Origin of the sequence: Actinocorallia libanotica (genome assembly GCF_039525175.1) — a bacterium.
GTDB lineage: Bacteria > Actinomycetota > Actinomycetes > Streptosporangiales > Streptosporangiaceae > Actinocorallia > Actinocorallia libanotica.
In genome coordinates this window covers 361,793-383,244 of sequence record NZ_BAAAHH010000002.1, presented here as the reverse complement: position 1 = coordinate 383,244, position 21,452 = coordinate 361,793, and the positions used below count along the sequence as shown (strand labels likewise).

The 21,452-nt window shown below is 69.3% G+C and carries 16 protein-coding genes; 5 read left to right on the top strand and 11 right to left on the bottom strand.

Going from position 1 to position 21,452, the window contains the following annotated elements; genetic code table 11:
* Window positions 1-34 precede the first annotated feature (34 nt).
* Together trxA and trxB are read right to left on the bottom strand one after the other, a co-directional pair.
* Window positions 35-349, bottom strand: a complete 315-nt coding sequence (trxA, locus tag ABD140_RS04910; RefSeq protein ID WP_344237133.1) for a thioredoxin — start codon at window positions 347-349, stop codon at window positions 35-37.
* Between the two features lie 6 nt (window positions 350-355).
* Window positions 356-1,282: a thioredoxin-disulfide reductase gene (gene trxB, locus ABD140_RS04905; RefSeq protein ID WP_344237131.1), complete on the bottom strand. Its 927-nt coding sequence runs from the start codon at window positions 1,280-1,282 to the stop codon at window positions 356-358.
* Between the two features lie 109 nt (window positions 1,283-1,391).
* Between trxB and ABD140_RS04900 the strand changes: the two genes are divergently transcribed.
* A complete protein-coding gene (locus ABD140_RS04900; RefSeq protein WP_344237129.1) occupies window positions 1,392-1,979 on the top strand; it encodes a dienelactone hydrolase family protein in 588 nt (195 codons plus the stop codon).
* Window positions 1,980-1,989: 10 nt separating this feature from the next.
* Here ABD140_RS04900 and ABD140_RS04895 read toward each other — a convergent pair whose 3' ends face one another.
* The 5 genes from ABD140_RS04895 to ABD140_RS04875 form a co-directional block, all read right to left on the bottom strand.
* A complete protein-coding gene (locus tag ABD140_RS04895) occupies window positions 1,990-2,727 on the bottom strand; it encodes a cupin domain-containing protein (protein ID WP_344237127.1) in 738 nt (245 codons plus the stop codon).
* Complete coding sequence (gene sigM, locus ABD140_RS04890) at window positions 2,724-3,392, bottom strand: RNA polymerase sigma factor SigM (RefSeq protein ID WP_344237126.1); 669 nt, start codon at window positions 3,390-3,392, stop codon at window positions 2,724-2,726. Before sigM ends, ABD140_RS04895 begins: the two co-directional genes overlap by 4 nt.
* A gap of 5 nt (window positions 3,393-3,397) precedes the next feature.
* Window positions 3,398-4,978 (bottom strand): protein kinase family protein, encoded by a 1,581-nt coding sequence (locus tag ABD140_RS04885; RefSeq protein ID WP_344237124.1) that lies wholly within the window; start codon window positions 4,976-4,978, stop codon window positions 3,398-3,400.
* 75 nt (window positions 4,979-5,053) lie between these two features.
* Window positions 5,054-6,724, bottom strand: coding sequence for a murein biosynthesis integral membrane protein MurJ (gene murJ / locus ABD140_RS04880; protein ID WP_344237122.1), 1,671 nt, complete (start codon window positions 6,722-6,724; stop codon window positions 5,054-5,056).
* A complete protein-coding gene (locus ABD140_RS04875; protein WP_344237120.1) occupies window positions 6,705-8,873 on the bottom strand; it encodes a DUF6049 family protein in 2,169 nt (722 codons plus the stop codon). Before ABD140_RS04875 ends, murJ begins: the two co-directional genes overlap by 20 nt.
* Window positions 8,874-9,053: 180 nt before the next feature.
* Here ABD140_RS04875 and ABD140_RS04870 point away from each other — a divergent pair, with 180 nt between their 5' ends.
* A complete protein-coding gene (locus tag ABD140_RS04870; protein WP_425544078.1) occupies window positions 9,054-10,490 on the top strand; it encodes a CCA tRNA nucleotidyltransferase in 1,437 nt (478 codons plus the stop codon).
* A gap of 35 nt (window positions 10,491-10,525) precedes the next feature.
* On the opposite strand, the gene ABD140_RS04865 is transcribed toward ABD140_RS04870, so the two are convergent.
* Entirely contained in the window at window positions 10,526-11,794 is a 1,269-nt protein-coding gene (locus ABD140_RS04865) for an adenosylmethionine--8-amino-7-oxononanoate transaminase (RefSeq protein ID WP_344237116.1), read from the bottom strand.
* Window positions 11,795-11,968: 174 nt separating this feature from the next.
* Between ABD140_RS04865 and ABD140_RS04860 the strand changes: the two genes are divergently transcribed.
* Window positions 11,969-12,604, top strand: coding sequence for a hypothetical protein (locus ABD140_RS04860; protein WP_344237114.1), 636 nt, complete (start codon window positions 11,969-11,971; stop codon window positions 12,602-12,604).
* A gap of 1 nt (window position 12,605) precedes the next feature.
* On the opposite strand, the gene ABD140_RS04855 is transcribed toward ABD140_RS04860, so the two are convergent.
* The 3 genes from ABD140_RS04855 to ABD140_RS04845 all read right to left on the bottom strand — a co-directional run bounded on the left by ABD140_RS04855 (window position 12,606) and on the right by ABD140_RS04845 (window position 15,675).
* Complete coding sequence (locus ABD140_RS04855) at window positions 12,606-13,820, bottom strand: MFS transporter (RefSeq protein ID WP_344237112.1); 1,215 nt, start codon at window positions 13,818-13,820, stop codon at window positions 12,606-12,608.
* Window positions 13,821-13,898: 78 nt separating this feature from the next.
* Window positions 13,899-14,978 (bottom strand): inositol-3-phosphate synthase, encoded by a 1,080-nt coding sequence (locus tag ABD140_RS04850; protein WP_344237110.1) that lies wholly within the window; start codon window positions 14,976-14,978, stop codon window positions 13,899-13,901.
* 76 nt (window positions 14,979-15,054) lie between these two features.
* Complete coding sequence (locus tag ABD140_RS04845) at window positions 15,055-15,675, bottom strand: PadR family transcriptional regulator (protein ID WP_344237108.1); 621 nt, start codon at window positions 15,673-15,675, stop codon at window positions 15,055-15,057.
* A gap of 278 nt (window positions 15,676-15,953) precedes the next feature.
* Here ABD140_RS04845 and ABD140_RS04840 point away from each other — a divergent pair, with 278 nt between their 5' ends.
* Both ABD140_RS04840 and ABD140_RS04835 read left to right on the top strand, forming a co-directional pair.
* Window positions 15,954-18,734, top strand: coding sequence for a transglycosylase domain-containing protein (locus ABD140_RS04840; RefSeq protein ID WP_344237107.1), 2,781 nt, complete (start codon window positions 15,954-15,956; stop codon window positions 18,732-18,734).
* 1,469 nt (window positions 18,735-20,203) lie between these two features.
* Entirely contained in the window at window positions 20,204-21,094 is an 891-nt protein-coding gene (locus tag ABD140_RS04835) for a hypothetical protein (protein ID WP_344237105.1), read from the top strand.
* Window positions 21,095-21,452 lie beyond the last annotated feature (358 nt).

The following is a 21,452-nucleotide window of genomic DNA, read 5'->3' as shown; positions in this document are numbered from 1 at the left end:
CCGGGCGGGCCTTCGGCGTCAGGGGCCTTGAGGGCTACAGGAACTCGGCGAGGTCCCGCAGCAGGGCGGCCTTGGGCTTGGCGCCCATGATCTGCTTCACGACCTGGCCGCCCTGGTAGACGTTCATGGTCGGGATCTGCATGACCCCGTACTCGCGGGGGACGTTGGGGTTCTCGTCGATGTTGAGCTTCACGATCGAGATCTTGTCGCCGTGCTCGGCCGCGATCTCCTCGAGGATCGGGGCGACCATGCGGCAGGGCCCGCACCACTCGGCCCAGAAGTCCACGAGGACCGGCTTGTCGCTGTCGAGGACCTCGCTCTGAAAGGTCTTGTCGGTCACTGCATCCATCTGTTCTCAGCCCTCCTGGAGGTAACGCTCGGCGTCGATCGCGGCGGAGCAGCCGCTGGCGGCGGCGGTGATCGCCTGGCGGTAGACGTGGTCGACCACGTCGCCGCAGGCGAACACGCCGGGGATCTCGGTCTTGGTGGTGGGGTGCTGCACCAGCAGGTATCCGTCGTCGTCGGCGGTGAGCTGGCCCTTGAACAGCTCGCTGCGCGGGTCGTGGCCGATGGCGATGAACAGGCCGGTGACGTCGAGTTCGCCGATCTCGTCGGTCTTGACGTTGCGGACCTTCAGGCCGGTGACCTTCTCCTCGCCCAGGACGTCGACGACCTCGCTGTCCCACAGGAAGGTGATCTTCGGGTTGGCCAGCGCGCGCTCCTGCATGATCTTGCTGGCGCGCAGCGTGTCCCTGCGGTGGACCACCGTCACGTGGGCGAACTTGGTGAGGAAGATCGCCTCCTCCATGGCGGTGTCGCCGCCGCCGACCACCGCGATGTTCTGGTCGCGGAAGAAGAACCCGTCGCAGGTCGCGCACCAGGAGACGCCGCGGCCCGACAGCCGCTTCTCGTTCTCCAGGCCCAGCTCGCGGTAGCCCGAGCCGGTGGCGACGATGACGGCCTTGGCGTAGTGGAACTCCTCGCCCACCTTGACGACCTTGGGGTTGCCGGTGAGGTCGACCTCGGTGACGTCGTCGGTGACGAGCTCGGCGCCGAACCGCTCGGCCTGCTTGCGCAGGTTGTCCATGAGGTCGGGGCCCATGATGCCGTCGGGGAAGCCGGGGAAGTTCTCCACGTCGGTGGTGTTCATGAGCGCGCCGCCGGCGGTGACGGAGCCCTCGAACAGCAGCGGCTTGAGATCCGCCCGCGCCGCGTAGATCGCCGCCGTGTACCCGGCCGGACCGGATCCGATGATGATCACATTGCGGATGTCGGTGCTCACTGCTGCTCCCTATTTCTTTGGCCTGTGCCATGCGGTGGCGACAACGAATCCTATGGCCCGCTCATTCCCGGCCGATCGTGCGGCCCGTGGCCGCATTAGGGTAGGAGCCGTGGCGGAGATCCTATTGTTCCACTCGGTGTACGGGCTGCGACCGGCGGTACGGGGGGCGGCGGAGCGGTTGCGCGGGGCAGGGCACGTGGTGCACGTGCCCGACCTGTACGAGGGCCGCACCGCCGACACGATGGCGGACGCCAAGGTGATCTTCGAGGAGATCGGCAGGGACGCCCTGCTGGAGCGGGCGGTCCGGGCCGCCGCGCCGCACTCGGGCACCGGGCTGGTCTACGCGGGCTTCTCGCTGGGCGCGGCGATCGCGCAGACGGTGGGGCTGGCCGACGAGAACGCCAGGGGGCTGCTGCTCGTGCACGGCACGTCGGACCTGGCCGAGGACGTCGAGGCGGACCTGCCGGTGCAGCTGCACGTGGCCGACCCGGACCTGTACGAGACGGCCGACTGGCTGAACAGCTGGTACCTGGACATGCGCCGGGCCGGCGCGGACGTGGAGATCTTCCGTTACCAGGGCGCGGGCCACCTCTTCACCGACCCGGACCTGCCGGACTACGACGAGCACTACGCCGAGCAGGCCTGGGCGATCGCCCTCGACTTCCTGGCGGAGGTCGGTCAGGCCCGCTCGGCGTAGCGCCCGCCGGTCAGCCGGAGATGCGGGTGGTGGCGAAGAGGTCCGGCTCCTGGGCGGAGCACTGGGCGCCGACGGCGTAGACGAGGGCGTCGTCCGCACGGCCGTCGGAGACCACGATCACGGTGGCCTCGCGCCCGTCGAACCAGGCGTTGTCCACCAGCAGGACCTGCGCGGCCGGGCCCGCGACGGCCTTCACGCAGTCCAGGATGCGGGGCGGCACCGTTCCGGCCCGCACGTCCTTGCTCCTGTCGAGCTGGTCCTCGACCTGGGCGGCCAGGGTGGCGTCCTGGTACCGGGTGGCGCTGGTGACCAGCGGGAGCTCGTCCGCGGACGCCACCGGCACGGGAGTGCGCCCCCACAGGAGGGCGGCGGGCGCCGCCTGCTCGGAGCCCGCTTCCAGGGCCCCGTTGGCCAGGGCCGCACCCACGCCGGAGACGACGGCCACGGCGGCCGCCGCGGCGAAGACGCGCTGCATCCTCATCCGCCTGCGGGCGGCCAGGTCGATGACCGGCGCCCCCTCGGTGGCCTCGGCCAGCACCGCCGCGTCCAGCCGGGCCGCGAGGGACTCCGGCAGCGGTGGCAGTGGCGCCGCCGCCAGGATCTGGCTGACGCTCTGCAGATCGTCCGAGCGATCCCGGCATTCCGCACACTTTTCCAGATGCGCACGGACCGAAGTCGCGGGCTGCTCTTCCAGCAGCCCCTCGGCGAGATCCGCGAGCACGTCATAGTCGACATGGTGTCCGTTCACGACGCGCTCCCTCCTTCTTCGAGCACCGAAGGTCCAGCCTGGCGGGGTACGGCGCGGACCTGAGAGTCATTCGAAGGTCCGACGACGGAGCCGCCCGCCCGGTTCCGGAGATGGCCGAGAAGTGGCGCCAATCTCGCGCGGCCCCGGGCGCACCGGCTCTTGATCGTGCCCGGGGGGACCTCCAGCACCTGGGCGGCGTCGTCGACGCTGTAGCCCATCATGTCCACCAGGACGAGCGCGGCCCGCTGCTCGAAGGGGATGTTCCGCAGCGCGTCGGCGACGTCCAGGCTGAGCTCGTGCGCGGAGGTCGGGTCGGGACCCTTGGGGGCGACGGAGTCCAGGACGTCGTCGTCGGGGAAGGCGACGGTGGGCCGGGCGGTGCGGCGGCGCAGCCGGTCCAGGCAGGCGTTGACCACGATCCGGTGCAGCCAGGTGGTGACGGCCGACTCGCCGCGGAACTTGCCGGCCGCCCGGTAGGCGGACAGGAAGGCGTCCTGCAGGGCGTCGGCGGCCTCCTCCTGGTCGCCGATGGTGCGCAGGGCCACCGCCCACATGCGGTCGCGGTGCCGGGAGACCAGCACGGAGAAGGCGCGGGGATCGCCCTGGGCGTGCTTGGCGAGGAGCTCCTTGTCACCGAGCGCCTCGACCTGCTTGTTGCCGAACAAGGGCATCACTCCGTCCCGTGTACCGAGGCCTCACCGACCTGGACCCGCCCCGACTGCGGAGACGTAGTGAACCAGATGATCACATAGCGTCCGGTACCGGTTCCGGAGACCTCGGTGCTGCCGGAGCCGAGCGCCGTGGAACCGAACTGGACCGACTGGGACCGGTCCTCGCTGTCGCCCACGTAGACCTTGAAGTTGGCACCCATGCTCGTCGGAGGCGAGTGCAGGACCACCTTGCTGACCTGCTTGGAGGCGCCCAGGTCGAGGACGACGCCCATGCCCTTCAGGTAGTTGCCGAACTGGGTGGCGTACGGAGCCCGGTAGCGATCGGTCTCGAAGTACGTACCGTTCTTCTTGTCCTTGATGAAGTGCGCGGTGGCCTCGACCTTGCTGTCGGCGTTGCCGTTGCCGGTCAGCTCGAGAATGCCCCGGGCGTGGTTGATCGACAGCTTCTTGGTGCTGGGCACGACCGCGGCCTCGGTGGGCTGGACCCCCTGTCCCGGATCGCCGTTGCCGTCCTTCTTGCCCCCGGTGAACTGCCAGGCGGCGACGCCGATGACGATGGCGGCGACCGCGGCCGCGACGGCGACCAGCGGCCGGTTGATCTTCTGGTCGGCGGGGGTGACGGCGGGGGTGGACGGCGAGGAGGTCGCCGGCGGGGCCGGCTGCGCCATCTGCGCGGCGGGTTGCGGCGCGGCGGTGGGCCGGGTCGGGGCGGGGGGCCGCGGCTGGGGCACCGTCTTGGCCGGGGCCTCGGTGCGCCGCGGCCGGTCGATCACGGCGGGCGGCGGCCCGGACTGCAGCCCGGCGAAGAGCGGCAGCGGGGTGCGCGGCACCTTGGCGAGCGCGGCGGCGACCTGGGCGGGCGTGGTCAGCGGCTCTTCCGGCGCGCCGATCTCCATCGCCCGGCGGACGATCTCGTCGACCGCGGCGGGCACCTCCTCGCGCAGCTCGCGCGGCGGCACGTGGTCGCCGTTCTGCTCGGGCGCGGGCGGCAGCGAGGACTCGTCCGCGCCGCCGGGCCAGTGGCCGGTCAGCGCGGCGTAGAGCATCTGGCCGAGGCCGAGCGCGTCCAGCCGGGCGGGCTCGGTGGAATTGACGCCGCACAGCACCGCCTCGACGCCCAGACCGGTGAGCTTGACGGTGCCGCCCGTCGTCCAGACCAGGTGGCGGGCGGTGAGGCACAGGTGGGACATGCCCGCCTTGTGCGCGGCGGCCAGCGCCTCGGCGGCCTCGGAGACGAACCGCGCGGCGCGGCCGGGCGCCAGCGGGCCGCCGGAGGCGATCATCTCCTCGAGCGTCTCACCGCTGACCCACTCGCTGATCACATAGGCGAGCTCGCCGTCGTTGTCGGCGTCGAAGACCTGGGTGAGGCGGGGGTCGGTGAGCCGGGACGCGGTGCGCGCGGCGGTGACGACCTCGGCGGCGCGGGGGAACCCGGGCTCGAAGGTGCGCACGGCGACGGCCCGCGCGAGGATCTCGTCGATCGCCTTCCACAGCGTGGAGCCGTCCGCCTCGCTGACCTTCTCCTCGAGGCGGTAGCGGCCGGCGAGCCTGGTCCCGGGCTCAATGACGGAGGTGCTCATGACTGTTCCCGTCGCATTCCCGCCGCACATCAACGAATCCCATGGTGCCTGACATCGTAGTAGGGAAAGAGGGTTCTAGCGCAGACCGGGGATCCGGGCGCCGAGCGTCCTCGTCATGGTCTCCACCTCCGGTATGCGGAGGACGCGGGCGGCGGCGACGTACAGGATGCCACCTCCCAGACCACCGAGGACGAGTGCCGCCAGAGAAGACAGAAGGCCGGTTCCGGCCCATTTCTCCAGCGCCACATGACAGCCGAGCGCGAAGGCCGCGAGCGGACCCGCGGCAGCCAGCATCTTGACATGAGAGGCGATGATCCGGCCAGCGTCGATCCGCCCCAGCCGCCGGCGCATGATGATCCCGCACAGGACGACGCCGACCGAGTTGGTGACCACGAAGGCCCCGGCGATGCCGACGACGACGTCCTCGGTCGGCAGGGCGCGGGTGGCCAGGTAGGCGGTGCCGACGTTGACGGCGACGGTCGCGAAGGCGATCAGCGCGGGCGTCCGGGTGTCCCGGTAGGCGTAGAAGACGCGCAGCATCAGCTGGTAGATCGAGAACGGCACCAGCGCGACGGCGAACACCTGCATGATCCGCCCGATGACCGCGGCGTCGGCGGCGCTGGTGTTGCCGTGGGCGAACAGCGCGTTGACGATGTCGGGGGCCAGGACGAGCATCAGGGCCGCGCCGGGGATGACCAGGACGGACGACAGCCGCAGCCCGGAGGAGAAGTCGTCGCGGACGAGGTCGGTCTTGCCCTCGGCGGCGTGGCCGCTCATCCGGGGCAGCAGCGCGGTGATCACCGAGACCGCGACGATCGCGTAGGGCAGCTGGAAGAACTGGTACGCCGTGGAGTAGGACGCGTAGCCGTACGCCTCGCCCAGCCCCTCGGCCTTGGCCTGGAAGCCCGCGTCGTTGGTGAACCGCGTGATGAGCAGGAAGCCGACCTGCAGCAGCAGGACGTACAGCAGCGACCAGGCGGCGGTGCGGCCGACCTGGCCGAGCTCGCCCTTCTGGAAGTCCAGCCGGGGGCGCCAGCGGAAGCCCGTGCGGCGCAGCGCGGGCCACAGCACGATCGTCTGCAGCACGATGCCGCCGGTGGTGCCGGCCGCCAGCAGCCAGAACTCGGCGCCGCTGAGGTTGGAGGCGTCGGGCTTGCCCCCGTCCTGGATCAGCAGGAACGCCACGCCGACGCCGATGACGACGAAGTTGTTGAGGACCGGCGCCCACATCGGGGCGGCGAAGGAGTCGCGGGTGTTGAGGATCGCCCCGGCGAAGGCGCCCACGCCGTAGAAGAAGATCTGCGGGAGGAAGAACATCGCGAACAGGACGGCCAGCCGCAGGTCGTCGCCCTGGAGCTCGGATCCGCCGTAGGCGCGCATGATGAGCGGCGCGGCCAGCACCGCCAGCACGGTGAGCACGCCGAGCCCGACCAGCGCGATGGTGAAGAACCGCTGCTCGTAGGCCTTGCCGTACGCGGCGTCCCGCTTCTTGGCCTGCACGATCAGCGGGACGATCACCGAGGTGAGGATGCCGCCGAACAGCAGGTCGTAGAGGATGTTCGGGATGGTGTTGGAGAGGTTGTAGATCGACCCGAGGACGCCGTTGCCCAGCGCGATGATGATCACCGCGCTGCGGACGAACCCGGTGATCCGGGAGGCGATGGTGCCCAGGGCCATGAGGGCGCCCGAGCGCATCAGGCTCGCGGCCGCGCCCCCGCTCCGCTCCTCAGACCGCTGCTCCGTCATGCTGTGCTTCCTCCTCCTTGCGCCGCCGCCGCGCGCGCATCCCACGGAAGCCTACGCCGACGACCAGCACGCCGAGGGCACCAACGGTGATGAAGAGTCCGATCGAGGAGATCCCGGTCGTTTTCACGAAGACGCTCTGGGCGCTGATCTCCTCGCGCTCCCGGTTGGAGATCTTGACGACGACCTCGACCTCGTTGGTGAACGAGCTGCCGGTGGGGAGCTTGACCGGCACCAGGAGGGTGTCCTTCTGGTTGCCCTCGATCCGGCGCTCCAGCATGTAGCTCTCCTGGTCCTCCTCGTTCTCGTCGGGGAAGACCAGCCGGCCCGCGGGGTAGGTGAAGATCTCGATGAAGACGTCGACCGGCCCGCTGCCCTCGGGGAACTCGTTCGCGATGGTGAATCTCAGCACACCGGAGGAGCCCGCGAGCTGCTTCTCCGTCCCCTGGACCAGGCTGACCCGGCTGACCCCGGCCTTGTGGTCGTCCTCGGCCGCCCCCAGGAAGGCGTAGGCGGCGTTCTGGCGCCTGCTGTTGCCCCGCCAGTAGTTGGAGGCGGCCCGCATGGCCGTCCGCTGGAGCGAGGTGTCGGGCTCGGGGAAGATCTTGGAGAAGGCGTAGGCGGTCTTGTTCATCGCCTTCACGACCTCCAGGTAGTGCCCGGTGAGCTCGCGTTCCTCGTCGGCGTAGGTGACGAAGGTGCGCTCGGAGGTGCGGTTCTTGGGCGCGGCGACGTCCCCGAGGGCGGTGGGCTGGAGCCAGCCGCTCCGGGCGTCCTTGGCCAGCAGGCTCCTGGCGAAGTCCGGATCGGGGTTCCAGCGCCGGTCGGGGGTGACGACCAGGGTGCGGCTCTTGCTGGGCGCCTCCGTGGTGATCATCGCGGTCTCGGCCAGGTACCGCTGCCGGGCGGCGAGGGCCGCCCCCGGGGAGCGGGTGTCGGCGCTGATGATCTGCTGGATGGTGTCGTCGTAGGCGATGGCCGTCTTCTGCCTGCCCTTGGACGTGTCGACGGTGGTCGCGGCGCTGGGCGTGTAGGTGATGCCGGTGCCCGGCATCAGCTGGTTGCTGCTGAGCAGGAAGTAGCTGCTGCCGAGCTTCCCGTTGGCGGCGAGGCGGTCGATCGTCTTCTGGTTGATGGCCCCGCTGTTGGTCCAGGCGAGGCGCGAGTATGACTCGGCGTCCTTCTCCAGGACGTCGAGGCCGAGCTTCTTGTCGGCGTACGCGGCCTTCAGGAGGCTGCTCTGGCCGCTGGCGAGCCGCTTGTTGACCAGGGCGACGGTGTCGACGTCGCTGTAGGGCGTCAGGAAGAACTTGCTCTTCGGGTTCTTCAGATACGTCCTGAGCTTCCCGAGCCAGGCCGAGGCGTCCTTGTTCCCGGGCTTCTCCTCCTCCTGCCTGCGTATCCGGTAGGGCTTCTGCATCGCCGCCACGTCGGTGAGGAGGCCGGGGTCGATCGCCAGGGTGACGGACTTGTCCGCGGAGCCCAGCGCGGAGAGCAGATCGTTCAGCCGGCTCTTCCGGCTGCCGGAGGCGAGGGACGGGGCGAGGCCGTCGTCGTAGAACCTGTCCTCGGTGGTGCGGTGCGGGCCGTCGATGAGCGGCCAGACGAAGGAGACGCGGGTGGGCTGGACGCCGCTCTTCTTGATGTCCTTGGCGACGTGGTTGACGTAGGTGTGCACGCCCGCGAGACGCCCGGTGGCGGCCGAGGACACCGTCACGGCCAGCGGGTGGACGGAGAGCGGCCCGGAGCCGCGGGAGAGGACGTTCGCGGCGTCCCCCGAGAGGGTCACCGTCTTGGCCGCACCCGGAGCGAGGTCGAAGGGATCGCTGGACTTCAGGACATGGGGGACGGATTCCTCGGTCTCGCTGCGGGAGAAGTAGTCGAGCTGGCTGCGGGTGGTGAACGCGTCGCCGTACTGCAGCTGAGCCGTGAGGCCGGAGAGCGCGCGGCCGGTCTCATTGGTGATCTTCGCCTGGACGGTCAGCTTCTTGGTCTTCGCCACGATGATCGACGGCTTGATGTTCTCCAGGACGGCCGTCACGGTCCCCTGGCGCCGGGCGGCCGCGACCGCCGAAGTCATGCCCGGGAGGAAGGCCGTGGCCGTGAAGAGCAAGACGAGCGCTCCGAGGGCAGCCGTGAAACGCGCCTTCACTGGTACTTCTCCCACCGCGCTGCCACGCGGTCGATCGTAGTGTGCTTCCGGGGGTGAAAGACCGGACTCCGCCTCCCTTGACCGGCCTGCTCACAGGTCTCTCGCGGACGGTGATGCCCGCGTCGCAGCGGGTGAATACTTGTTTTGCGGCTTTCTCGTGAACGCTTACCCTTGGTGGTCGTGTCGAATGAGGAACAGCGCAGGGCCCTGGCCGAACTGCTGGGACGGGTGGTGCCCGCCGAGGCCGAGGAGCTCGGGCGGCTTTTCGCCGCCGCCGGTCACGAGCTCGCCATCGTCGGAGGCCCCGTCAGGGACGCGCTCCTCCAACGGCCGGTGACCGACTTCGACTTCACCACCGACGCCCCGCCGGAGCGCATCCTGGAGCTGGTCGACGGGTGGGCCGACGCGGTGTGGACGATCGGCATCGAGTTCGGCACGGTCGGGCTGCGCAAGGGCGACCAGAAGCTGGAGGTCACGACCTACCGCAGCGAGACCTACGACCCCAGGTCCCGCAAGCCCGAGGTCTCCTACGGCACCTCGCTGGAGGCGGACCTGCGGCGCCGCGACTTCGCGGTCAACGCGATGGCCGCGCGCCTGCCCGGCCGGGAGTTCGTCGACCCGTTCGGCGGCCTGCGCGACCTGAAGGAGAAGGTGCTGCGCACCCCCGGTTCCCCGGAGGACTCCTTCAGCGACGACCCGCTGCGCATGCTGCGCGCCGCCCGGTTCGTCTCCCAGCTGGGCTTCACCGTCGATCCGGCCGTCATGAAGGCGATGCGGGAGATGGCCGGCCGCATCGAGATCGTCTCGGCCGAGCGGGTGCAGGTGGAGCTGTCCAAGCTGCTGTGCGGCAGGTACCCGCGGGCGGGCCTGTCCGTCCTGGACGTCTCGGGCCTGGCCCGGTACGTGCTGCCCGAGCTGCCCGCGCTGCGGCTGGAGATCGACGAGCACCACCGGCACAAGGACGTCTACGAGCACTCGATGATCGTGCTGGACCAGGCGATCGCCCAGGAGGAGGACGGGCCCGACCTCGTCCTGCGCCTGGCGGCGCTGCTGCACGACATCGGCAAGCCGCGGACGCGGGCGCACCTGCCGGGCGGCCGCGTCTCCTTCCACCACCACGAGCTGGTGGGCGCCAAGATGACGCGCAAGCGGCTGGCCGCGCTGAAGTACCCCAAGGACGTCATCGCGGACGTCTCACGGCTGGTGGAGCTGCACCTGCGCTTCCACGGGTACGGCGACGGCGAGTGGACGGACTCCGCGGTGCGCCGCTACGTCCGGGACGCCGGGCACCTTCTGCCGCGCCTGCACAAGCTCACCCGCGCCGACTGCACGACCCGCAACAAGCGCAAGGCCGACCGGCTGGCCCGCACCTACGACACGCTGGAGGAGCGGATCGCCCGGCTGGCGGCCGAGGAGGAGCTCGGGAGGATCCGGCCGGAGCTGAACGGCGACGAGATCCAGGAGGCGCTGGGGATCACGCCGGGGCCGCTGGTCGGCAGGGCCTACAAGTTCCTGCTGGAGCTGCGGCTGGACCAGGGGCCGATCGGCAAGGACGCGGCGCGCGAGGCCCTCCTGGCCTGGGCGCGCGAGGAGGGCCTGCTCCAGCGGCAGGGCTAGGCCGGGCCGCGGGCCGTCGGGCCGTCCGCGGGCCGTCAGGCCAGGGTGCGGGCCGCCGCCGTCATCGCGGTGGTGATCCGCTCGATGTCGTCCGGGGTGCTGATGTAGGGCGGCATGGTGTAGATCAGGTCGCGGAAGGGCCGCAGCCACACGCCGTGCGCCATGACCGCCTCCTGGACGGCCCGCTGGTCGAGGGGGACGCTGGTCTGGACGACGCCGATCGCCCCCTTGACCCGCACGTCGGCGACGCCGGGCATGCCCCGCACGCCTTCGAGGCCGGCCGCCAGCCCGGCCTCGATCGCCTTGACCTCGGTGCGCCAGTCGCGTTCGGCCAGTAGCCGCAGCGAGGCGCCCGCCACGGCGGCGGACAGCGGGTTGGCCATGAACGTGGGGCCGTGCATCAGCGGGGTCCCGCCGGAGGCGCTGAGTCCCGCGGCGACGCGGTCGGTGCACAGGGTGGCGGCCATGCTGAGGTAGCCGCCGGTGAGGGCCTTGCCGACGCACATGATGTCGGGCACGACACCGGCGTGGTCGGCGCCCCACAGCTCGCCCGTGCGGCCGAACCCGGTGGCGATCTCGTCGAGGATCAGCAGGAGGCCGTGCTCGTCGGCGAGGCCGCGCAGCGCCCGCAGGTGGGACGGGTCGTAGAAGCGCATGCCGCCCGCGCCCTGCACGATCGGCTCGGCGATGATCGCCGCCAGTTCGCCGGCGTGCTCGGCGACGAGCCGCTCCAGGCCGCGGACGTACGCCTCGTCGGGGCCGGGCGGGGGCTCGGGGGCGAAGACGTGCGAGGCCAGGACGTCGGTGAACAGGTGGTGCATCCCGTTCTCCGGGTCGCAGACGGCCATGTCGCCGAAGGTGTCGCCGTGGTAGCCGCCGCGCACCGTCAGCAGGCGCGGGCGGTTGATCCCCTGGGCGCGCCAGTACTGGAGCGCCATCTTGATGGCGACCTCGACGGACACCGAGCCGGAGTCGGCGAAGAAGACCTTGGTCAGGCCCGCGGGCGCCAGGTCGAGGAGCGCCGCGGCGAGCTCGACGGCGGGCGGGTGGGTGAGGCCGCCGAACATGACGTGCGCCATGCGGCCGAGCTGGTCGGTGACCGCGGCGTCGAGCACGGGGTGGCCGTAGCCGTGGATGGCCGCCCACCACGAGGACATGCCGTCCACGAGCTCCGTGCCGTCGGCGAGGGTGAGGCGGACGCCGCGGGCCGAGACCACGGGGTGGACGGGGATCTGCGCGGGCATGGGGGCGTAGGGATGCCAGACGTGTTCGCGGTCGAAGGCCAGCAGCTCCTCAGGGGTCATACCTGCACACGGTACGCCAGTGATCTGTGTTACCTATGAGTAGCTGACCTGGGTAATTATCCGCTTATGGGCGGTACGTGAGCTGTCTCACCTGCGGGAACGCGTAAGTAGACGCTTTGTCAGCATTACTTTGATCGCGCGTTCGTGGCATCCCCCGTCCCCTTGGAGTCCGCCGTGCGTCTCGCAGCAGCCCTCACCCTGTCCGCCGCGCTGCTCCTCGGTGCCGCCCAGCCCGCCGCGGCGGCGCCGACCGTCGACCTTCGCCCGCCGGGATCCGTGGTCGTCGGCCCCGGCACGGGCACCTACGCCACCTTCGCAGCCGCCGACGTGCCCGCGTCGGTCCGCGCCATGGACCTCTACATCTACGGCCCCAATGGCGACCGCGCCCTGGTCGACCTGCAGATCCGCAACCGGCCGGGGATCTGGGAAGGCGAGTACAAGTTCCACCGCTCCGAAGGCTTCGGGCGCTGGAAGGCGGTCCTCACCATGCGCGACAACGCCGGAAGGACGAGCAAGGGCGGGACCGTCCACTTCACCGTGAAGCGCCGGACGACCCTTTCCACCGCCGATTCCCAGTCGCGTGGCAGCGGCGTCTCCGGTGTCCTGCGCAAGATGAACGCCAAGGGGAGGTACACCGCGTACGCCGGGCAGAAGGTGCGCCTGTACCGCTGGGACGGCTCCTGGACGTACGTCACCGCGGACGTGACGGACGGGAAGGGCCGCTACTCCTTCAAGAAGCGCTCCGGCAAGCTCCAGATCCGCTACGCGGGCAGCGGCCTCAACGCGGGCGCCGTCCGTACGGTGAGCTGACTCAGGGCGTGCGCCACCGCGAGGCCAGCGCGTAGTACCCCGCCGCGCCCAGCAGGTAGGCGACGATCACAAAGCCCAGGACGGCGTATGACAGGCCGTCCGGGGGGAGCACCGCGGCGGCGACGCAGGCGGCCGCCACGAAGGCGGCGTTGAAGAGCATGTCGTAGGCCGCGAAGACACGGCCGCGGAACTCGTCGTCCACGGACTGCTGCACGATCGTGTCGACGCAGACCTTGATGCCCTGGGCGGCCACACCCAGCACGAAGCCGCCCGCCACGTAGAGCGGCTCGCGGAACGGGACGGCCAGGAACAGCAGCCCGGCCGCGGCGGTGGCCAGCAGGATCGTGATCCACAAGGTCTTGCCGATCACGCGGGTCACCGGAGGCGTGATCACCGCGCCGGCGAAGTAGCCGATGCCGGAGACCGCCGTGATCACCGCGACTCCCCCGAAGCCCGAGGGGAAGTGGTTGCGGTACAGCAGCAGCGTCATGATCAGCCACAGCCCGTACAGGAAGCGGTAGAGGGCGATCGTGCCCAGCGCCAGCGCCGCGGGTCGGCGCCGGGCGACATGCCGGACCCCGGCGATCATGCCGACGACGACGTTCCGCACGGACCCGCGCTGCCGCTCGCCGGGGCCCAGCCCGTCCAGCGGCAGGGTGCGGGCCACCAGGGAGGTCGCCAGATAGCAGCAGACCGCCGCGAGCAGCGCCGCCTGCGCGCCCGCGAGCTGGACGACGAAGCCCACGCCCGCGCCGGCGAACGAGGCGATCGTCCCCGACGTCACCGAGACGGTGTTGGCCAGCAGGAGGTCCTCCTCGCGCACCACGTGCGGGAGCGCGGCGGGCAGCGCGGCGAGGAAGAAGCGGTTGATCCCCAGGACTACCAGCGCGGCGGCGAGGAAGGCGTCGGTGCCCAGCAGCATCAGGCCGGCCATCGCCAGGACGCACGCCGCCCGCGCCAGCGGGGTGTACACCAGGACCTGGCGGCGCCGCCAGCGGTCCAGGAGGACGCCGGTGAAGGGGCCGAGCACCGAGTAGGGCAGCAGCAGGACGGCGAAGGCCACGGCCGCCTTGGCGGCGGTCGTCTGCTGCTCGGGGGCGAAGAAGATGTAGCCGCCGAGCGCGATCTGGACCATGCCGTCGGCGAACTGGGACGTGAGCCGGGTGGCGTAGAGGCGGCGGAAGTCCCGTTCTCGCCAGACGTCACGTATTCCCACGTCAGACACCATACGCCCCGGAAAACACGGAATCCCCAGGCGGCACTCCGCCCGGGGATTCCCGTGTGACGCCGCTCTTTACCGCTCGACGTCGCCGCGGATGAACGCCTCGACGGCCTCACGGGCCTGGTCGTCGTTGTACTGCTCCGGCGGGGACTTCATGAAGTAGGAGCTGGCCGACAGGATCGGGCCGCCGACACCGCGGTCCTTGGCGATCTTGGCGGCGCGGACGGCGTCGATGATCACGCCGGCGGAGTTCGGGGAGTCCCAGACCTCCAGCTTGTACTCCAGGTTCAGCGGGGTGTCGCCGAAGGACTTGCCCTCCAGGCGGACGTAGGCCCACTTGCGGTCGTCCAGCCACGGCACGTGGTCCGACGGGCCGATGTGCACGTCGGCCTTGGCCATCTCGTGCGGGATCTGCGAGGTGACCGACTGGGTCTTGGAGATCTTCTTGGACTGCAGGCGCTTGCGCTCCAGCATGTTCATGAAGTCCATGTTCCCGCCGAAGTTGAGCTGGTACGTGCGCAGCAGCTCCACACCCCGGTCCTCGAACAGCTTGGCCATCACCCGGTGGGTGATCGTCGCGCCGACCTGGGACTTGATGTCGTCGCCGACGATCGGCACACCCGCGTCGGTGAACTTCTTGGCCCACTCGGGGTCGGAGGCGATGAACACCGGCAGGGCGTTCACGAACGCCACCTTGGCGTCGATGCAGGCCTGCGCGTAGAAGCGGTCGGCCTCCTCCGAACCCACGGGCAGGTAGGACACCAGCACGTCCACCTGAGCGTCCTTCAGCGCCTGCACGACGTCCACCGGCTCGGCGTCGGACTCCTCGACCATGTCGAGGTAGTACTCGCCCAGGCCGTCGAAGGTGTGGCCGCGCTGCACGGTCACGCCGGTCGGCGGGACCTCGGCGAACTTGATCGTGTTGTTCTCGCTGGCGTGGATGGCGTGCGCGAGGTCCTGACCGACCTTCTTCGCATCGACGTCGAACGCCGCGACGAACTCCACGTCACCGACGTGGTAGTCGCCGAACTGAACGTGCATCAGCCCGGGAACCCGCTGCTCGGGCGCCGCGTCCTTGTAGAACTCGACACCCTGGACGAGTGAAGAGGCGCAGTTGCCCACTCCAACGATGGCTACGCGCACCGAACCCATCCGGTTGCTCCTTTTCTCTCACCCTGTACGGGGGTCTGATGCGATCCCCAGGCTCATTGGTAGGTACGGAAGCCCCTTAAGAGGGGGCATCCAGGTCATTGCCCTTTGTTGCGTCATGCCGCGGCTCGGACCTCCGGTCCGCCGCCTGCGCGTGCTCCCGGCCGATCAGCTCGTTGAGCCACCGGACTTCGCGCTCCACCGACTCGAGCCCGTGGTTCTGCAGCTCGAGGGTGTAGCTGTCGACCCGCTCCCGGGTCCGGGTGAACGCGGTGCGCACGTGCTCCAGGCGCTCCTCCAGCCGGCTGCGCCGGCCCTCGAGGATCCGCAGGCGCACGTCCGCCCGGGTCTGGCCGAAGAAGGCGAAGTGCACACCGAAGCCCTCGTCCTCCCACGCCGCCGGTCCGGCTTCGGACAGGAGCTTCTGCAGGTGCTCCTTGCCTTCGGCCGTGAGCTTGTAAACGATCTTCGCCCGCTTGCTCTGGAGCGTCCCCGGGGGCGCCTCCTCCTGGTCGTCCTCGGTGATCAGCCCCTGGTTGAGGAGCTGCTTGAGGCAGGGGTAGAGCGTCCCGTAGGAGAACGCCCGGAACATGCCGAGCAGGGTGTTGAGCTGCTTGCGCAGCTCGTACCCGTGCATCGGGGACTCATGGAGCAGCCCGAGTACGGCGAGTTCGAGCACGCCGCTCCTCTTGCCGCTCATGGCACCCTCCGCGGTATCTCCACCAGATGTATCGTCCGAATGTATCGGCTCGATACATCGCCAAGATACGTAGTGCGACACGACTTCGCAAGATGCCCCATTACGGCATCTATGTCGTAACCGTGTGGCTCATCCCACCCTCTGGAGGTTGCTCCCCTCGGTACCATGGCGCCGCTAGACACCTGACGCTGCTGGGGCCACTCGACCCCCCACCCCGCACCGGCAGCGCCGACGTGGGGGTCCCGACCGGGGCCCTCACCCCAGCCGGGAGAGGTCGTGTGAGTAATCCGCCGTACGGGCCGGGCCAAGGAGCCCCCGGCAATGGACCGGAGGATGACTGGTTCAGGCCGGCGCCGCAGGCCCGTGAAGAGATCTACCGCGAGTCGGAGTACGGCAACAGCACGCCGCAGTTCGCCTCCCACGACGCGCCTTACGACGACCACGGACAGAACGGTCACCCAGCGTACGGCAACGGATACGACTCCTACGACCAGGGTGGCGCCTACGGCCCCGGGGGGGAGTCGTACGACCAGAACGGCCAGCCGTACGACCAGAACGGCCAGCCGTACGACGACCTCTACGCCTCGCCCGACGGCCAGGGGTACGCGGCCACCACGGTGAACGGCGCGGTCGGCTACGACGACGACCAGACCCGGCTCGACGGCGCCCCGATCACGGACGACCCCTCCGGGGACGGGAAGAAGCCCTCCAAGAAAGAGGGCTGGAAGAAGTACATCCCCAACTGGAAGATCGTCGCGGGCGTCGTCGTCCTCGGCCTGGTCGCCTCGGGGACCCTGGTGGGCGTCGGCTACGCCACCACGGACACCCCGGACCTGGCCAAGGACGCCAAAGAGGAAGCGACGAACCAAGGCTCGAACGTCTACTGGGCCAACAAGAACGCCAAGCCGATCTTCCGTGTCGGCCAGGCCCGGGAGAACGTCAAACTCGACCAGGTGCCTCTGCACGTGCGGCAGGCAGTGATGGCGGCCGAGCAGCGGCAGTTCGAGACGGAGCCCGGCATTTCGCCGCGTGGTCTGATGCGTGCGGTGTACAACACGGCCACCGGCGGCCAGGTGCAGGGCGGCTCGACGATCACCCAGCAGCTCGCCCGCAACTACCTGAACGACCTGAGCACCGAACGCAGCATCGGCCGCAAGTTCAAGGAGATCTTCGCCGCGCTGAAGATGGAGGACAAGTACTCCAAGGACGTGATCCTCGAGAAGTACCTGAACACCATCCCCTTCGGACGCCAGGCGGACGGCATCCAGGCGGCCTCTCGCGCGTACTTCCACAAGAACGTCGACAAGCTCACCGTCGCCGAGGGCGCGCTGCTGGCGGCGATGATCCAGCAGCCGTACTACTTCTGCACGCGGGTGGGCCCCCAATGCCCGGAGGACTCCGGCAAATACCAGGGATTGCTGTTCCGCTGGGACTACGTACTCAGGGGAATGGTCACCGAGGGCTGGCTGACCCAGGCCGAAAAGGACAAGCTGAAGTTCCCCAAGACTGAGAAGAGCTGGGTGTGGACCTCCAATGAGGACGATCAGACCAGCCACATCCGAGAGCGGATCAACGTCGAGCTGGCGGACATCCCGAACTTCGACGAGGACCTGGTGCACACCGGGGGCTACAAGATCTTCACCAGCCTCGACCGGAACCTGATGAGATACGCCAAGCAGGCGGTCAAGGAGCAGGCGCCCAAACCGGTATCCAAGGAGATGGCGAAGGTGGTCCGCTCCGGTCTCACGGTGGTGAACCCGGAGAACGGAGCGATCGTCGCCTTCTACGGAGGCAACGCCAAGAAAGAGCAGTCGGACGCCGCCCTGGTGGAGCGGCCGCAGATCGGCTCCTCCTTCAAGCCCTATGTACTGGCCACCGCGCTCTCCCAGAACATCAACGTCAAGTCGATGATCGAAGGACGCGGCCTGATCTGCCTGGACAAGGTCTCCGGTGACGTCATTCCCGGTGCGGGATCCCTGGAGCAGTGCGAGGGCCAGCACGCGAACGGCTACTGGATGCGGAGCACGCACAGCGAGGGCCAGGCCATCACGTTGGTCAAGGCGACCGAGCAGTCGATCAACTCCTCGTTCATCCGGCTCGCTTTGAAGCTCGGCCTGCCGAAGGTCGTTGAGATGGCGCAGTCCTTCGGTCTCCCGAAGTCCGCGTTCGAGAACGACATGGACAAGAACGCCAGCCTCGCGCTCGGCACGATCAACGTTTCCGCCATGTACCAGGCGGGGGGTTACGCCACCTTCGCCAACGGCGGCAGGGCCGTCACCCCGCACATCATCACCAAGATCGTCAAAGAGGTGGACGGCAAGGTGGTGGAGGAGGTCAAGCTGCCCTGGGTCAAGCCCGGCAAGCAGATCCTGACCGAGGACCAGGCGGCTCAGGCGACCGTCGCGATGCGGGCGGTGGTCACCCAGGGCACCGGCACCAGGGCTCGGCTCACCAGCCAGCCCGCGGCCGGCAAGACCGGTACGACGGACGAGGGCGCGGCGACCTGGTTCGTCGGTTACACCCCGCAGTACTCGGCCGCCGCGACGGTCTTCCACCAGAACAGCAAGTCGTTGAGTCCCTACATCGGGCGAGACATCTACGGTGGTGACTACGCGGCCGGCATCTGGAAGGCCTTCATGGACAAGGCGCTGGCGGGCAAAGAAGTCGAGGACTTCCCGGCGACCTCGTACTCGGGCCAGACCGAGATATACGACTCGCCGAAGCCCAAGCCGAAGAAGACCGAGAAGGAATGCAACCCGCTCATGCAGTTGGCGGGGCAGTGCGGTAACGAGCACGACCAGCCCCAGCCGCAGAACCCGGCGGACCAGCCCGGCTGCACCGAGGGCAACCTGCTGAACTGCGACCCGAACAAGCCGCCGCCCGGCACCGAGGGCGCACCTCCCGGCTGGTGGTGCATGGTCCACCCCGACTACGGCGCGTGCCAGAACCAGCAGCCCGGAAACCCGGGCCAGCCCGTCGACAACGACGGCGACGGCATCCCGGCGGGCGAGGACCCCAACGACAACGACCCCAACTGGCCGAACCAGCAGCATCCGTAGCGGCGGATCCGTCCGCGATGGTGGCGGGATTTGCCCGTGATCTTCCGCCGACCCATGGTCGACACGGAGCCCCGACCGCCTTATCGGAGCTTGAAGAGGGCCCACACGAACGTTTGGTGTGGGCCCTCCCCCTTCTCTGCCTCCGAAGCGATTACCGAGGCCACAGGACGGACGTGGTAGAACGCCTCAGTATGAAGAGCCTGATCCCTCAGCGCACCGACCGTGCGGCGCTCGGGACCTGGGTGTTCGCTTACCTGGCGGCTGCCTGGTTCTCCATCGTCGTGATCAGGGTGATCCCCCACGCCGGCGACTGGCCGGACTACCTCACCCGATGGAACCAGTGGGACGCCGACCGCTTCTGGTGGCTGGCCACCTACGGCTACGACGGCGGCCCTCCCGGCCGCTACGAGGCGTACAGCTGGCCCGCCTTCTTCCCCGGCTACCCCCTCGCGATCCGCCTCGTCGGCCAGATCGTCACCGACTACCGGGCCGCCGGCCTCCTCATCTCCTTCCTCGCGGGCCCCCTCGCCGCCCTTGCCCTCTCCCGCCTCACCACCCTCACCCCCTCAGCCCTCTTCACCCCTCCCCGCCCCCGGAGATCCCCCCGTCCCCTCCGCACACCTCAGCCCGCGGCCCCGTCCCACTCCACGGCTTCGTCCCCCTACTCGGATTCGCCCCGCTCCGGGAACCCTCTCGACTCCGAGGACGCACCCCGTTCTGCTGAGCCACCCTCGTCCGCAAATTCACCCCATCCTGCAGACCTGTCCCGCTCCGCAGAATCTCTTCGTTCCGAAGACAGAGCCCGCTCGGCGGAATCTCTTCGCTCCGAGGACGGATCCCGCTCCGAAGATGGATCCCGTCTTGGAGATGGATCCCGTTCTGGGGGCTCATTCGGCTCTGAGGACACGCCTGGTTCTGTAGACCCGACCTGCTCCGCAGACTCTTTCCGTTCGGGGGTCGGATCCCGTTCCGGGGGCGCTTCCCTTGCCGAGGGCTCGCCCGGCTCTGAGGACACGCCTCGTCTTGTCGGTTCATCCCACCCCGTCCCGCCTTTCTCTCACCCGCACGTTGTGCCGCCTGGCGAATCCCTTCAGGGTGCTGGGACCGACTTCTCCGACGCCGCTCGCGGTTCTTGGGAACAGGCTTCGCGATCCCAGGAGGTCGCGGCGGAAGCCACCGCTCTTCGGGCTTCGCAACCTGCGGAGTGCTCCCAAGACGCGGAGTGCTCTTTTGCCGTAACGCGCCCTCTGAGCGAGAAGGAGCCGCAGAGCGGAGAACCGTTGGTCGAGACGGCGCTCCTGGCCGAGGCGACCGCCTGGGTGGAGCGGGGGGCCGCAGCGGAAAGAGGCACTCTGATCGGGTCCGAACGCCGGACCGGGGAAGGCGTCCGTGAACGTGCGGCCGAGGTGAACGGTCCGGCACATGCGGCCGAGGCGAATGGTCCGGGAAGAGAAGGACCGAGGACGGCCATGAGTGCGTCCGAGCGGAAAGGGAAGCAGGGGCAGGGTGCCGGGACCGCTGTTCTGGAGCGGTCCGAATCTGAGGCCCGGCCCGGATCGGCGGGCGGAGACGGCGCCGACGGCGAGAACGGTGAGAAGAGCGGGCGGAAAGGGCTGGGACCGGGGTTCTACGCGGTGCTGGCGCTCGTCACCAGCCCATGCGCGGTCTTTCTGTTCGCGGCCTACTCCGAGGCGCTCTTCCTCGCGCTGGCCATCCCCGCCTGGCTGCTGGCGAAGAAGGGCCGCTGGGAACTGGCGGTGCTGTGCGCCGCCGGCGCCTCGATGGTCCGCATCACCGGCCTCTTCCTGGCACTGGGCCTCATCGTGGAGTTCCTCGTCGGCGAGAACGGCCGCAAGGCGCCCGGAGGCTGGCGCAACGCCCCGTACCTGATCACGCCGTTCCTGTCGATCGGCGCCTACATGGGCTACCAGTGGTACCGCACCGGCGACCCCATGGCCTGGCAGCACGCCCAGGAGCAGGGCTGGAACCGCCACACGGTCTGGCCCTGGGAGGCCTTCGAGACCACCTGGTACAACGCCTTCACCATCCAGACCGAGTGGAGCAACTCCTTCCGCGTCGAGATCTTCGCCGCCATCGTCGGAGTCCTCCTCACCCTCTGGCTCCTCTACCGCCGCCAGTGGCCCGAGACCGTCTACATCTCCACCCAGCTCGCCGCGTTCATGACCTCCAGCTTCTACCTCTCCATAGGCCGTGCCACCCTCCTCTGGTTCCCCCTCTGGATCCTGCTGGGCCACCTCATGAGCCGCCACCGCTGGTTCCTCGGCCTCTACCTGGCCCTCTCCCTCCCCCTGGCCGCCGCCTTCGTCGCCTCCTTCACCCAAGGCCAATGGACCGGCTGACCCCCTCCGAAGGCTGATCCCCCTCCAAAGAAGGAAGTCCCTTCAAGAGCAGAGAGCAGAAGGAAGACCCTTCAAGAACGACTGACCAGGAAGCCCCACACCACCATTACCGGTCCCATCCACTGCCGGTTCCACCCGCTTCCTATCCGTTGCCGGTCCCGCCCACTGCCGGTTCCCACCCGCTTCCGGTCCGCCGTCGGTCCCACCCACTGTCGGCTCCTGCTCGTCGTCGGCTCCCATCTGGCCCTACTCGTCCTGGGTCCTACTCGTCCCCATCTGGATCCGTCTCTCGTTGGTTCTCCCACTCCACTTGTCGTTGTCCCGCCTGGACTCCACCCGTCGTCGGCTCCCATCGGGT